The organism is Martelella radicis, from assembly GCF_014196625.1.
GTDB classification, from domain to species: Bacteria; Pseudomonadota; Alphaproteobacteria; order Rhizobiales; family Rhizobiaceae; genus Martelella; species Martelella radicis.
The window spans coordinates 20,771-34,385 of sequence record NZ_JACIDZ010000026.1 but is presented as its reverse complement, the minus strand read 5'-3'; the positions used below and the strand labels follow the sequence as shown (position 1 = coordinate 34,385).

Below are 13,615 nucleotides of genomic sequence, written 5' to 3'. Positions count from 1 at the left end.
GCGGCTCTGCCTCAGCTCGGCAGGCCGCAATTCCTCCCGCCGGGCCGGTCGTCTTTCGTTCCACCAACTGAACGTGAGACCGGCGCTCCAACAAATGGGCGCAGTGACTAACCCGCAGACTCTCGAATTGAACGAGGGGCGCAAGGGGGGGCAGGTCAGCGGCTTCAGATCCCGCGAAAATGGACACTGGACGGGGTCGAGCCCTTCTCCGAAGGCCTGGCGCAGGTTTGGACAGGCGCCTTCGAAATAGCCTTCATGGACAGCAATGATTTTGTATTTGATGACGTGACCCTCCCGGCTGCGGACGGCGGCGCCCCCGTGCGCGCCGAAATCGGGTCGGCCGGCAGTTTTCACGACGGGTTGGCCCCCGTGGTTGCCGAATATGAGGGGGCCAGGGAATTCGGCTATATGACCCGAGAGGGTGACGTGGCGTTCGTGCCTGACCGGATTGAAGGTATCGCCGTCTGCGATGCTCGCCCGAAACCCGAATTCCACAACGGTCTGGTCCGGCTGGTCGTCGCGGACAATGGCGAAAGTTGCGGCGAAGAGCGGTATCTCGACGGTGAGCCCGACTATGACGCGGCGCATTATGTCTACCTCGACACCCAAGGCCAGGTTGCGCTGCAACAGGACAAATAGGTTGGCGAAGTTTAAGGCCCCAGTTAGGCGCGGTCGTCCGCGTTGCTCAACCGAGCGAAGGAAGAGTATATTCGGCGACAGGCGCCAAGAGACCGTATGGACGTGGTCTTTGAGGAACGGCGCCGGCTGGTGATGATGGTGTGTAGGGCCCCGCTGCAGCTGGGCGACCTTCTTACGCTGACCCATCTCGCCGAAACGCGAGCCATAATCGCGCCGCCGGTGCCGCCATTTTATGCCGCGACGGACTCTACCGAGTCGTTGGTGCATCAGTCGCCTGGCCGCGTTCTCGAGCTTTTCGCCATCGAACCCGATATCACCCACTGGCTCGGACTTGCACCGTCAGGACGACGGAACCCTTTCCCTCGGAAACCTTATCCATGCCGGAAACAAAACAGTGTCCAAATCCTGCCCCCGCAACCAAAACTGTTTTATCAAGAATATCAAAGGCTTCATTCTTACCGGGTGAGGCCTTTTTGCTATTCTGCGCCGATATATCCGTCGCAATGGATAGGTCAGTGGCCACGGGTGAGCCGTAGTTAACAGAGCCCTTCCGGTTAGCCGAAACAGAATCGCCTTCATTGAAACCGGAACGGTTTTAGCTATTCTCGATAATTTCGGGGAGTTCTGGCCGCGAATAGTAGTCGCCTTTGTCGGCAACGAAGATGTGTTTGCTGATGCGCAAGGTGGAAGTGTCGTCCAGGCAACCAGCGGCGATGCCGATGCCGGCCTCGTCATTCATGCGATAGAACAGGCTGGATCCGCAATGCATGCAGAAGCCGCGTTTGGCATGATCGGACGACGCGTACCATCGCAATCCTTCGTCATTCAGGAACGTTACTTGGTCGAATGGCGCGTGGGTCGATGCCCAGAGATGACCGCTCGTTCGCCTGCACTGGCTGCAATGGCAGACCGTGACGGTGTCGCGCGCATTTTCCACCTCGAAAGCGACCGCGCCGCATTCGCATCTACCCTTGATCATCTCAATCCTCTCCCTCATTTTTCAACTGCTTGCACATGATCGCTCGACTTTCGGATCGGCGGCGAGCGCGGCGAAGTCGGCGCTGGGATATGCGCCCATAATACCGGTCCATGCATAGCCTTTCTGCCGAAATGACAGAAATGAAGAAGTGAACCACGAAGGATGGAGATCGATACAGGGATCTTCAGCAATCTCCTTGTTTGCTCGCATGCTGGTTGGCAAGCCGAACAGCTTCGCGTTCAGATCGCTGATGGTTTTTGTGGCCTGCTCAATCAGAACTTGTTTGCCGATGGGAAGATGGGCTAACGATCCCTGCAGCCAAGGGAGCGTCTTCGTGGATTATCAGACTTATCTGGACCAGGCCATTCTCGACTTCGTCAATGAAACACTGGCTTTCTACCCCGCAGACCTCAAGGGTGATGATTGGGACGGGCAGCGGGCGGCTTACGATCGCATGGCGGCGCATTTTCATGCCGGGCGGCCGCAGGGGCTCGCGGTTGCCGACGGGGTGGTCGCTGGCGTGCCGGTTCGCTTTTATGGGGCAGAGACCGATACGGTCATTGTCTATGCCCATGGCGGCGGCTTTGTGCTGGGCGGGCTTGAAAGCCACGACGACGTCTGCGCGGAGATTGCCGTTACCACCGGCGTGCAGGTGGTGTCCGTCGACTACCGGCTGGCGCCGGAGCACCGCCATCCGGCCGCCTATGATGATGCGATGGCCGTCGTGCGCGTGGCTGCAGAGGCGCATCGGCTGGTGCTTTGCGGCGATAGCGCCGGCGCGTCGCTCTGCGCCTGCGTGGCCGGAACGTGGGTGGGGCCGGCGCTTGCGGGGCAGGTGCTGATCTATCCCTCGCTCGGTTTCGCGCCGGAGGGCGGAAGCTTCGAGACCCACGCCCATGCGCCGTTGCTTTCCCGCGAAGAGTTGCGCGGCTATGGCGATGTGCGCGGCGGCACGCCGGATGATCCGAGCGCCACGCCGCGGGCCGGCGATCTCGCCCGCCTGCCGCCGACCTTCATTTATCCCGCCGAGTGCGATCCGCTGCACGATGATGCGCTGCGCTATCAGGCGGCGGCGCAAGCCGTCGGCGTTGCCGTCCATGTCGAAACCGGGGCGGGATTGGTGCATGGCTGGTTGCGCGCCCGTCACCGCAGCCAGCGGGCGGCGGATATGTTCCGGCGGATCACGGAGCGGCTTTCGCTTCTGTGCCATGGCGGCTGAAGGCCAGTCACGGCTTCTTTTCGATCTTGCGCAGCGAGTGACCATAGGCCTTGCGAAAGGCCTTGCTGAGGGCGGGGGCATTCGAATAGCCGGAGCGGATCGCGATTTCGCGTAGGCCCAGAGCCGTGTTTTCCGCCATTTCGCGGGCGTGGGTCAGCCTGATGTTCTGGTAATACTGCCCCGGCGACATGCCGAGCTCGGCCTTGAACAGCCGGTTGAGGGTGCGGGTCGACATGTGGGCGCGTTCGGCAAGCGCGCTGAGCGAAAGCGGATTTTCGATCGTTTCCACCATGATGTTGATGATGGCGTCCATCTTGCTGCGACCTGGCACGGAAAGCGCCGTCGGCATGCGCGCGCCGTCGCGCTGCGGGCTTGCATCATGCATGAACATGGATGAGACCATGAACGCTCTGGCCGCGCCGAACTCCTCGGTGATGAAGGCGAGAATGAGTTCCAGCGCCGTCGAGGCGCCGCCGCAGCTCCACAGCCGCCCTTCCTTGACGTAGCTTGCCTGGCTGACGTGAACGTCCGGAAAGGTCTCCGCAAATTCGCTGATCACCGACCAGTGCAGCGTTGCCGTCAGGTCGTCGAGGAGGCCGGTCGAGGCGAGCATCCATGCGCCGGCATCCGCGCCGATGACATAACGGCTCTGTCGGGCGAGCGCCATGACGAGGCGCTGGTTTTCCGGCGTCGGATGCTGGCGGTAGCCGTTGCTGGAAATGATAACGAGAAGATCGGAAGCCTCGATGTCTTCGCGCTTTGCCGTGGGAACAAGCAGCAGGTGCGACGAGCTCTCCACCATCCCGTCATCGGCGCTGATGACCCGCCAATTGATATCTTCCCGATAGAGATCGTGAACCATGCGAAGCGGTTCGAGAAGACAGGAGAAAACCAGGTTCGAAAAGCCGTCAAGGAGCAGGAATGTGACGTTCATGTGGCGTATTCGGCATCATTGGACAATAAAATGGCACAATAAGATAAAACACATAGGTCTGGCTATCCTATTCTCCTGCCCATCGAAACCGTCATGTCTTTGCGACAGCGCGCCTCAGGCCCGTTGCTGAGACAATCGGACGAGCCGGTGACGAGGTCTACCCTGACGGGGGCATGCTTATCCCAAGCGGCATGTGACTGTTTTTCCACCGGGTCATGCACATGGTTGAATGCCGCGTGCCGGGATGCTTCCTGCATCCGAAGTCCGATTCAGATTTGCACGCTAAGCGCCGCGCAGGGCGTGAATCTGCGCGAACAAAATTTGGAATTCGCACCCGGCCGGCAAAGGCCATTGGCCGGTTTGTGCGCAACAAGAATTTTCGCTCGCCGGCTTTGCTGACGGGAGCGACGTAACAGGAGTATTCATGCCTCTGACAATGAACAGGGATGTTTTCATCACATGCGCTGTCACCGGTTCGGGCAGCACCCAGGACCGCTCTCCCCATGTTCCCCGTTCGGCTGAAGCGATTGCAAGGAGCGCCATCGATGCCGCCAAGGCGGGCGCTGCCATCGTCCACTGTCATGTCCGCGATCCCGAAACCGGTGTTCCTTCACGTCTTCCGACGCTCTATCGCGAAGTGACCGACCGCATCCGCGATGCGGAGGTTGATGTGGTGCTGAACCTGACGGCCGGCATGGGCGGCGACATCATCTTCGGGTCGACGGAAAAGCCGCTGCCGGTCAACGAGGCCGGAACCGACATGATCGGCGCTGCCGAACGTGTCGTCCACATCGCCGAATGCTTGCCGGAACTCTGCACGCTCGATTGCGGCACGATGAATTTCGCCGAAGCCGACTACGTGATGACCAATACGCCCGGCATGCTGCGCGCCATGGGCCAGATGATGACCGATCTCGGCGTGAAGCCCGAGATCGAGGCGTTTGATACCGGCCATCTCTGGTTTGCCAAGCAGTTGGTCAAGGAAGGCATCCTGACCTCGCCGGCGCTGGTGCAGCTGTGCATGGGCGTTCCGTGGGGCGCGCCGAACGACCTCAACACCTTCATGGCCATGGTCAACAATGTGCCGGAAGACTGGCACTGGTCGGCCTTCTCGCTCGGCCGTGACCAGATGCCCTATGCGGCGGCGGCCATGCTTGCCGGCGGCAATATCCGCGTCGGTCTGGAAGACAATATCTATCTGTCGAAGGGCGTGCTCGCCACCAATGCCCAGCTTGTCGAAAAGGCCGTGACGGTTGCCGAGACTATGGGCGCCCGCGTCATTGGCCCGGAAGCCGTGCGTGAGAAGCTCGGTCTCGTGAAACGCGCGCCGAAGGGTGCTGCGCGATGAGCGGGGATGGCCTATCGAAGGCTGCGATTGTCGGCGGCGGCGTGATTGGCGGCGGCTGGGCCGCGCGCTTCCTGCTGAACGGTTTTGACGTTGCGGTGTTCGATCCTGATCCGGAAGCCGAGCGCAAGATCGGCGAAGTCATAACCAATGCCCGTCGCTCGCTGCCGGCGCTCTACGACAAGCCGTTGCCTGCCGAGGGGACGCTGACCTTCTGCGCCACGCTGCAAGAGGCCGTTGCCGGTGCTATCTGGGTGCAGGAAAGCGTGCCGGAGCGGCTGGCGCTGAAGCATGAAACCCATGCCGCCATTTCTGCGGCGGCAGGGCAGGGGGCGATCATCGGTTCATCGACATCGGGTTTCAAACCGTCGGAGCTGGATGAAAAGGGCGCCCGCGCCATCGTCGCTCATCCGTTCAATCCGGTCTATCTTCTGCCGCTGGTCGAGCTCGTCGGCGACAAGGCGACCTGCGAAAAGGCCGCCGGGATCCTCCGCTCCATCGGCATGTATCCGCTGACGGTGAAAAAGGAAATCGACGCCCATATCGCCGACCGACTTCTCGAAGCGATCTGGCGTGAAAGCCTTTGGCTGGTGAAGGACGGCGTTGCCACTACAGAGGATATCGACGAGGCGATCCGCATGGGCTTCGGCCTACGCTTTGCCCAGATGGGCCTGTTCGAGACCTACCGCATTGCCGGAGGCGAGGCGGGCATGAAGCATTTCATGGCGCAGTTCGGCCCGGCGCTGTCATGGCCGTGGACGAAGCTCATGGACGTGCCGGAATTCAACGACGAGCTTGTCGAGCTGATCGCCGGTCAGTCGGACGACCAGTCGGGTGAAAAGTCGATCCGGTCGCTGGAGCGGGAGCGCGACGACAACCTTGTTGGCATCCTGCGGGCGCTGAAGGTCAGCGACAATGCCGCCGGCAAGGTTTTGTCGGCGCATGAGGCCGATCTTGTTGTCAGCGGAGCGCGCGATGGCCTTCCCGTGACGCTTAGCCGCCAGGTGCCGCCATCATGGACCGACTATAACGGCCACATGAACGAGACCTTCTATCTGGAGGCCGGCTCCAAGGCGACCGATGGCTTCATGGAACTGATCGGCGCGGATGCCTCCTATATCGCCAGCGGCCTCAGCTATTTCACCGTCGAAAGCCATGTGCGCTATCTCAATGAGGTTCACGAGGGCGACAGGCTGACGGCGACGTCGCAGCTGCTCTCCGGCCAGGGCAAGAAGATGCACCTCTTTCACCGGCTTTTCCGCGGCGACGGCGAATTGGCGGCCACCGTCGAGACGCTGCTGCTGCACACGGATCTCAATGCCCGGCGCTCATGCGTTCCGGAAGGCGAGGTCGCCGAAAAGCTGGCGGAATTCGAGCGCATACATTCCGGTTTCGATGCCGATGGCGCCGGCCGCTTTGTCGGCGAGCGCCCCGGCACGCGTTAGCTGCCAAGTTTCATACGGGCTCGTTCCAACACTTTTATTCCGCCCCATCTGAGAGGCATGCGAGCCGCCTCGTTTGCGGACAAACCCAAACCAAGACGGAAGCAAAAATGAAAAAATTTCGGAAATCTCTCACAGCCAGCATGTTGAAGAGCGGCATGTCGCGTCGCGCATTCATCGCCCGCACCTCGGCGCTCGGCGTCGGCGCTGTAGCCGCCAATTCGATGTTCGGCCGCATGGCCATGGCGCAGGAGCCGGTCAAGGGCGGCACGTTGCGCATGGGCCTTGGCGGCGGCTCGTCCACCACCTCGCTCGACCCGGCGCTGATTGCCAGCCAGGTGCCGTTTCACGTCGTTCGCGCTTACGGCGAACAGCTTCTCGAAGTGAATGCCGATGGTTCGCTGAACCCGCGTCTGGCGGAATCCTTCGAAGCCTCCGACGATGCCAAGACCTGGACCTTCAAGATCCGCCAGGGCGTCAAGTTCCACAACGGCGAGACGATGACGCCGGAAGATGTACGCCAGACGCTGCTGCGCCATTCGGATGAGGATTCCAAGTCCGGCGCGCTCGGCATCATGCGCGGCATTTCCGATATCCGCGTCGATGGCGAAAACCTGATCGTCGAAGTCGATGTGCCGACGGCCGACCTTCCTTATCTCCTCTCCGACTTCCATCTGGCGATCCAGCCGGGCGGTGGTCGCGAAGACCCGACGGCCGGTATCGGTACCGGCGCCTACAAGATTGTCGAGGCGGAACCCGGCGTTCGTTACACCTTCGAAAAGTTTGCCGACTACTGGGACGACAGCCGTGGTCACTTCGACACGATCGAAATGACCATCATCAATGATGCGACGGCGCGCAATGCCGCGCTTCAGTCCGGTCAGGTCGATATTGTCAACCAGGTCGCGCCACGCGTTGCCGGTCTGCTTGACCGTGCGCCGAACATCACCGTCGACCATGTTGCCGGTCGTGGCCATTACGTCTTCATCATGCAGTGCGACCAGCCGCCCTTCGACAACAAGGAGCTGCGCAACGCCCTGAAATACGCGATCAACCGTGAGGAAATGGTCGAAAAGATCCTGCGTGGCTATGGTTCGGTCGGCAACGACTTCCCGATCAACGAAAGCTATCCGCTGTTTGACGACAGCATCGAGCAGCGCACCTACGATCCGGAAAAGGCCGCCGAGCTCTACAAGGCTTCCGGTCATGACGGCAGCCCGATTATCCTGCGTGTTGCCGAAACCGCCTTCCCGGGCGCGGTCGATGCCGCGCAGCTTTTCCAGCAGAGCGCGCAGGCAGCGGGCATTCCGCTTGAGATCCAGCGCGAGCCCGATGATGGCTACTGGTCGGATGTCTGGAACAACACGCCGTTCTGCGCCTCCTACTGGGATGGCCGCCCGGTTCAGGACCAGATGTACACCACCGCCTATCTTTCCAGCGCCGACTGGAATGACACCCACTTCTACAATGAGGAGTTCGACGAACTTCTTCTGGAGGCCAAGGGTGAACTGGATCAGGCCAAGCGCAAGGACCAGTACAGCCAGATGGCGAAGATCCTGCGCGACGAAGGCGGTCTCATCTGCCCGATGTTCAACGAGTTCGTTCAGGCTGTCAGCACCGATGTTCAGGGCTGGGAAGAAAACGGCGTCTTCGAGCTGATGAACGGTCTTGCTCCCGTAAAATGCTGGAAGGCATGAGGCGCCCATGAACGCCTCCCTTCTCAAGCTTGTGGTCCAGCGCTTGGCGCTGGGCCTCATGCTGATCTTTTTCGTATCGATCCTGATTTTCGCCGGCACCCAGATGCTGCCCGGCGATGTCGCCCAGGCCATTCTCGGCCAATCCGCCACACCTGAAGCGTTGGCAAACCTGCGCGCCGAACTCGGTCTGAACGCGCCGGTCTATCAGCGCTACCTGTCGTGGCTTGTCGGTCTGTTGCATGGCGATCTCGGCACGTCTTTGACCAACGGCCAGAACATCGCCACCGCCATCGAGGGCCGGCTGTCGAACACGCTGTTTCTGGCGGGGTGTGCTGCCATCATCTCGGTGCCGCTTGCCATCATTCTCGGCCTCGTTTCTGTGCTCTACCGCAACCGCTGGCCGGACAAGCTGATCTCGACCATTACGCTTGCATCGATCTCCGTGCCGGAATTCATGCTGAGCTACATCCTGATCTTCTATATCGGCGTGCAGCTCGGTTGGGCGCCATCGGTCGCGATGATCAGTGCGAACATGTCGTTCTTCGCCAAGCTGCATGCCATTGCGCTGCCGGTCACCGTTCTGGTGATGGTCGTGCTGGCGCATATGATGCGCATGACGCGTGCAGCGCTTTTGAACGTCATGCAGTCGGCCTATATCGAAACCGCCGAACTGAACGGGTTGTCCCGCTTCAAGGTGATCTGGCGTCATGCGTTTCCGAACGCCATTGCGCCGATCGTCAACGTGGTGATGCTGAACATGGCCTATCTGGTCGTCGGCGTCGTGGTGGTCGAAGTGGTCTTCGTCTATCCGGGCATGGGCCAATATCTGGTCGATCATGTGGCCAAGCGCGATGTGCCGGTGGTCCAGGCCTGCGGCATCATCTTTGCCGGCGTCTACATCTCCCTCAATATGCTGGCGGATATCTTCTCAATCCTCGCCAATCCGCGTCTGCGGCATCCGCGATGAGGAGAAGAACATGATAAAACGAATACCTTATCCCGCCCTTGTCGGCCTGTTTGTCACCATCTGCTTCTTCCTCGCGGCCATCTTCGCGCCGTGGCTTGCGCCCTATGGCATGAGCCAGGTTGTCGGCGATGTCTGGGAGCCGGCATCCGCCGCGCACTGGCTTGGCACCGACAATATCGGCCGCGATCTGCTGTCGCGCCTGATCTATGGCGGCCGCACCACGATTTTCGTGGCAATCGCGGCAACCATGGTCGCCTTTATCGTCGGTACCACGCTCGGGCTTTTTGCTGCGACTGTCGGCGGTTGGCTCGATCAGGTTCTGTCGCGCTTCGTCGACCTCATCATGGCCATTCCATCGCTGATCTTTGCGCTGGTCGTGCTGTCGGTTATGCCGGTGACGGTGCCTATCCTGATCGTCGTCATCGGCCTTCTGGAGGCAACGCGGATGTTCCGCCTGTCGCGCGCCGTTGCCGCCGATCTCGCGGTCATGGACTTCGTCGAGGCTGCAAACCTTCGCGGTGAAGGCCAGATCTGGGTGATCTTCCGGGAAATCCTGCCGAATGCGATTTCGCCGCTGATTGCCGAACTCGGCATGCGTTTCATCTTCGTCGTTCTGTTCATCTCGACGCTGTCCTTCCTCGGGCTCGGCATCCAGCCGCCGAATGCCGACTGGGGCGGTATCGTGAAGGAAAACAAGGATGGCATCGTCTATGGCATTCCAGCAGCCCTGCTTCCGGCTGTCGCCATCGCAGCGCTCGCCATCTCCGTCAATCTGGTCGCCGACTGGATTCTGGAACGCACGACATCGCTGAAAGGAGGCCGCAATGGCTGAGGCTCTTCTTGAAATCAAGGACCTCAAGATCGAGGCAACCAGCTACCCGCCTGGCGAAAAGCCGCAGAAGATCACCATCGTCAACGGCGTCTCGCTGTCGCTCGAAGCGGGCAAGGTGTTGGGGTTGATCGGGGAATCGGGTGCCGGTAAATCCACCATCGGCCTTTCCGCGATGGGCTATGGCCGTGGCGGCGTCAGGCTGACGGGCGGCTCGATCAAGCTCAATGGTCGGGAAATGCGCCGCGCGCCCGGCAAGGTGCTGCGCTCCGCCCGGGGAGCCGAGGTGACCTATGTGGCGCAATCCGCCGCCGCCGCCTTCAATCCGGCGCGCAAGCTGATGGATCAGGTCATCGAATCGACCGTCAAGCACAAGCGGATGAGCCGGTCTGAGGCAAAGGCACGCGCCGTCGACCTCTTCACCCGCCTTGGCCTGCCTGACCCGGAGACTTTCGGCAACCGCTATCCGCACCAGGTCTCCGGCGGCCAGCTGCAGCGCGCCATGACGGCGATGGCGCTTTGCCCGAAGCCGGATCTTGTTGTCTTTGATGAGCCGACGACGGCGCTGGACGTGACCACCCAGCTCGGCGTTCTGGCGGCGATCAAGAAGGCGATCCGCGATTTCGGCGTGGCTGCGCTCTACATCACCCATGATCTCGCCGTCGTCGCCCAGATTGCCGATGACATCATGGTGCTGCGCGGTGGCGAGACGGTGGAATACGGCACCTGCGACCAGATCATCAACCATCCGCAGGAAGAGTATACCCAGGATCTCGTCTCGGCCATCAACGTCGAACGGCGCGAGCGCGATCCGGACGAAAAGCCGGTGCTGACGCTGAAGGAGATCTCGGCGCGCTATCGCGGGCTCGATTTCGATGTGCTGAAGAACATCAACATGGAGGTCCAGCCGGGCACAACCTTGGCAATCGTCGGCGAGAGCGGTTCGGGCAAGTCGACGCTTGCCCGCGTGCTGACAGGGCTTCTGCCGCCCCATACCGGCGAGATCGAGTTTGACGGCGAAGTCCTGTCTCCGGCGCTGAAGGGTCGCAGCTGGCAGAACCTGCAGGAACTGCAGATGATCTATCAGATGGCTGACGTGGCGATGAACCCGCGCCAGACCGTCGGCACGATCATCGGCCGGCCGCTTGAATTCTATTTCGGCATGAAGGGCAAGGAAAAGCGCCAGCGCGTCATTGAACTGCTCGATCGCATCGAACTCGGCGAGGAGTTCATCGACCGCTACCCGGCCGAGCTTTCCGGCGGGCAGAAGCAGCGCGTCTGCATTGCCCGCGCGTTGGCCGCCAAGCCGAAGCTGATCATCTGCGACGAGGTGACGAGCGCGCTCGATCCGCTGGTCGCCAAGGGCATCCTGAAGTTGCTGCGCGATCTTCAGCGGAAAGACGGCGTCACCTACATCTTCATCACCCACGATATCGCCGCTGTGCGCGAAGTCGCCGACACGATTGCGGTCATGTATCAGGGCGAAGTGGTGCGCTATGGCGGCAAGCAGGAGGTCCTGTCCCCGCCGTTTGACGACTACACCGAGCTTTTGATGCGCTCCGTGCCGGAAATGCGGATCGGCTGGCTGGAAGATACGCTGGAACTGCTCGAAGAGCACCTGCCGGCTTCATCCGTGCCCGAAGGAGCCTGAGCTTGTCTGCGACTAAACCCGAAATTGATGGCCCGGTGGCTCTGGTCACCGGCGCCGGCTCCGGCATCGGCAAGGCGATCGCCCTCAATCTGAAGGCCGAGGGCTTTCGGGTGTTCATCTGCGATGTCGATCCTGATGCCGTCGAAAGCATGCTGGCCGCCGGTATCACCGCCAGCGTCTGCAACGTCGCCGATGAGGCGGTGGTCGCCGCTCTGGTGGCGGAGGTTCTGGCGGCGACCGGTGGCAGGCTCGATCTTCTGGTCAACAATGCCGGTATTTCCGGCATGAACGCGCCGGTGGAAGCTGTCGATGCCGAAGACTTCCGTCGCACGATGGATGTGAATGTCAACGGCACCTTCTATTTCCTCAAGGAAGTGGTGCCGGCGATGAAGGCGAGGGGGAGCGGCGTGATCATCAACATTGCCTCGACAGCCGCGCTTTTCGGCTATCCGAACCGCACCTCCTATGCCGCCTCCAAATGGGCTATCATCGGGCTCACAAAGACGCTGGCGATGGAACTCGGCCCCTTCGGCATCCGCGCCAATGCCATCTGCCCCGGCTCGGTGGAAGGCCCGCGTATCGATGGTGTCATCGCGCGCGATGCAAAAAACCGTGGCATGGAAGCTGGCGATGTGCGCAGAATCTATGAGAGCCAGGTGTCTATGCGCAAATTTGTCAGCGCCGACGATATCGCCCGGATGTGCGTGTTTCTGGCGTCGAAGGATGCGGGCATGGTGTCAGGCCAGGTGATCGCCGTCGATGGGCACACCGAAAGCCTCTCAGTCCCCTTTTAGGAGCGTTATGATGAAAGCCATCCGGTTCGAAACTTTCGGCCCCGCCGATGAGGTGCTGATCTACGGCGATATCGAAACGCCGGTCGCTGGCCCCGGCGAAGTGCTGGTGAAGCTCCACACCAGTGCCGTCAATCCGTCTGACACGAAGAAACGGATGGCGTCTTTCCCGGACCTGCTCGATGGTGGCTATGTCATTCCCCATAGCGATGGCGCCGGCGTGATCGAAGCCGTTGGTGAGGGCATCTCCGAAAGCCGTATCGGCGAACGGGTGTTCACCTTCAATGCGCAATACGGCCGCCGTTTCGGCACGGCTGCGGAATATGTCGCGCTGCAGTCCGCCCATGCGCCGTGCCTTCCTGATCCGGCAAGCTTCGAAATCGGTGCCTGCCTCGGTATTCCGGCCATGACCGCGCATCGCTGCGTCTTTGCCGATGGATCGGTCAACGGCAAGACCGTGCTCGTCACCGGCGGGGCCGGCCGCGTCGGCTTTTATGCCATCCAGTGGGCAGCGCTTTCCGGCGCCCGCGTGATCGCCACTGCCAGCAATGATGCGGACGCCGATGCCTGCCGCAATGCCGGTGCATCGATCATCGTCAATCACCGCGATGCCGGGTGGCCGGAAGCGCTTCTGGCCGCAACCAACGGCGAGAAGGTGGACCGTGTGGTGGAGGTCGAATTCGGCGCCAATCTCGAAAATGTGCTGAAGGTCATCGGCACGAGCGGCGTCATCGCGACCTATTCCTCGACGGTCGAGAAGGAGCCGAAGCTGCCTTTCCTCAAGATGATGTATCTCGACATCACTATCCGCATGGTGATCGTCTACGCCATGCCGGACGATGCCAAGGACCACGCCATCTCCGATATTCAGGATGCGCTTGAAGCCGGTCGCCTGCAGCATCGCATTGCCCGCCTGATCCCGCTTGCCGATTGCGCCGCCGCCCACCGCGAAATCGAAGCGGGCGAGGTGCGCGGTTCGGTGGTGCTGAAGATTAACGCTGTCTGAGCCCCACCCATTCAACTCCGGTGGTCAAGTCATGAATGCCGGCTTTGGGCGAAGTGTAGCTTTATGGTGTGCATTGCAAAACGCGTCTGCACCCAATAGCTTGGAAAGCGCAGCGT

At 61.0% G+C, this 13,615-nt stretch carries 13 protein-coding genes; 11 read left to right on the top strand and 2 right to left on the bottom strand.

Going from position 1 to position 13,615, the window contains the following annotated elements:
- Positions 1-255: 255 nt before the first annotated feature.
- Positions 256-639, top strand: coding sequence for a hypothetical protein (locus GGR30_RS22500; RefSeq protein ID WP_183491403.1), 384 nt, complete (start codon positions 256-258; stop codon positions 637-639).
- A gap of 595 nt (positions 640-1,234) precedes the next feature.
- Here the strand turns inward: GGR30_RS22500 and GGR30_RS22495 are convergent.
- Positions 1,235-1,618, bottom strand: a complete 384-nt coding sequence (locus GGR30_RS22495; protein ID WP_183491401.1) for a GFA family protein — start codon at positions 1,616-1,618, stop codon at positions 1,235-1,237.
- A gap of 162 nt (positions 1,619-1,780) precedes the next feature.
- On the opposite strand from GGR30_RS22495, the gene GGR30_RS22490 reads away from it, so the two are divergent.
- Both GGR30_RS22490 and GGR30_RS22485 read left to right on the top strand, forming a co-directional pair.
- Positions 1,781-1,924, top strand: a complete 144-nt coding sequence (locus tag GGR30_RS22490; protein ID WP_183491411.1) for a hypothetical protein — start codon at positions 1,781-1,783, stop codon at positions 1,922-1,924.
- Between the two features lie 28 nt (positions 1,925-1,952).
- Positions 1,953-2,837 carry an alpha/beta hydrolase gene (locus GGR30_RS22485; protein WP_343066536.1) on the top strand — a complete coding sequence of 295 codons (885 nt, stop codon included), beginning with the start codon at positions 1,953-1,955 and terminating at the stop codon, positions 2,835-2,837.
- A gap of 7 nt (positions 2,838-2,844) precedes the next feature.
- Here GGR30_RS22485 and GGR30_RS22480 read toward each other — a convergent pair whose 3' ends face one another.
- Positions 2,845-3,771, bottom strand: a complete 927-nt coding sequence (locus tag GGR30_RS22480) for a GlxA family transcriptional regulator (RefSeq protein WP_183491397.1) — start codon at positions 3,769-3,771, stop codon at positions 2,845-2,847.
- A gap of 424 nt (positions 3,772-4,195) precedes the next feature.
- Between GGR30_RS22480 and bcoG the strand changes: the two genes are divergently transcribed.
- The 8 genes from bcoG (at position 4,196) to GGR30_RS22440 (ending at position 13,499) form a co-directional block, all read left to right on the top strand.
- Positions 4,196-5,119: a 3-dehydrocarnitine:acetyl-CoA trimethylamine transferase BcoG gene (bcoG, locus tag GGR30_RS22475; RefSeq protein WP_183491396.1), complete on the top strand. Its 924-nt coding sequence runs from the start codon at positions 4,196-4,198 to the stop codon at positions 5,117-5,119.
- Positions 5,116-6,561, top strand: a complete 1,446-nt coding sequence (locus tag GGR30_RS22470; protein WP_183491394.1) for a carnitine 3-dehydrogenase — start codon at positions 5,116-5,118, stop codon at positions 6,559-6,561. Before bcoG ends, GGR30_RS22470 begins: the two co-directional genes overlap by 4 nt.
- Positions 6,562-6,668: 107 nt before the next feature.
- Positions 6,669-8,255, top strand: coding sequence for an ABC transporter substrate-binding protein (locus GGR30_RS22465; RefSeq protein WP_183491392.1), 1,587 nt, complete (start codon positions 6,669-6,671; stop codon positions 8,253-8,255).
- Positions 8,256-8,262: 7 nt separating this feature from the next.
- On the top strand, positions 8,263-9,222 hold the full coding sequence (locus tag GGR30_RS22460; RefSeq protein ID WP_183491390.1) for an ABC transporter permease: 960 nt from the start codon (positions 8,263-8,265) through the stop codon (positions 9,220-9,222).
- Between the two features lie 10 nt (positions 9,223-9,232).
- Positions 9,233-10,054, top strand: a complete 822-nt coding sequence (locus GGR30_RS22455) for an ABC transporter permease (RefSeq protein ID WP_210288147.1) — start codon at positions 9,233-9,235, stop codon at positions 10,052-10,054.
- The gene (locus tag GGR30_RS22450) at positions 10,047-11,702 is read left to right on the top strand and encodes an ABC transporter ATP-binding protein (protein WP_183491387.1); all 1,656 of its coding nucleotides are present in this window, start codon (positions 10,047-10,049) and stop codon (positions 11,700-11,702) included. The genes GGR30_RS22455 and GGR30_RS22450 overlap by 8 nt, the downstream gene beginning before the upstream one ends.
- 2 nt (positions 11,703-11,704) lie before the next feature.
- On the top strand, positions 11,705-12,496 hold the full coding sequence (locus tag GGR30_RS22445) for an SDR family oxidoreductase (protein WP_210288146.1): 792 nt from the start codon (positions 11,705-11,707) through the stop codon (positions 12,494-12,496).
- A gap of 7 nt (positions 12,497-12,503) precedes the next feature.
- Positions 12,504-13,499 carry an NADPH:quinone reductase gene (locus GGR30_RS22440; RefSeq protein WP_210288145.1) on the top strand — a complete coding sequence of 332 codons (996 nt, stop codon included), beginning with the start codon at positions 12,504-12,506 and terminating at the stop codon, positions 13,497-13,499.
- The last annotated feature ends 116 nt before the right edge of the window (positions 13,500-13,615 follow it).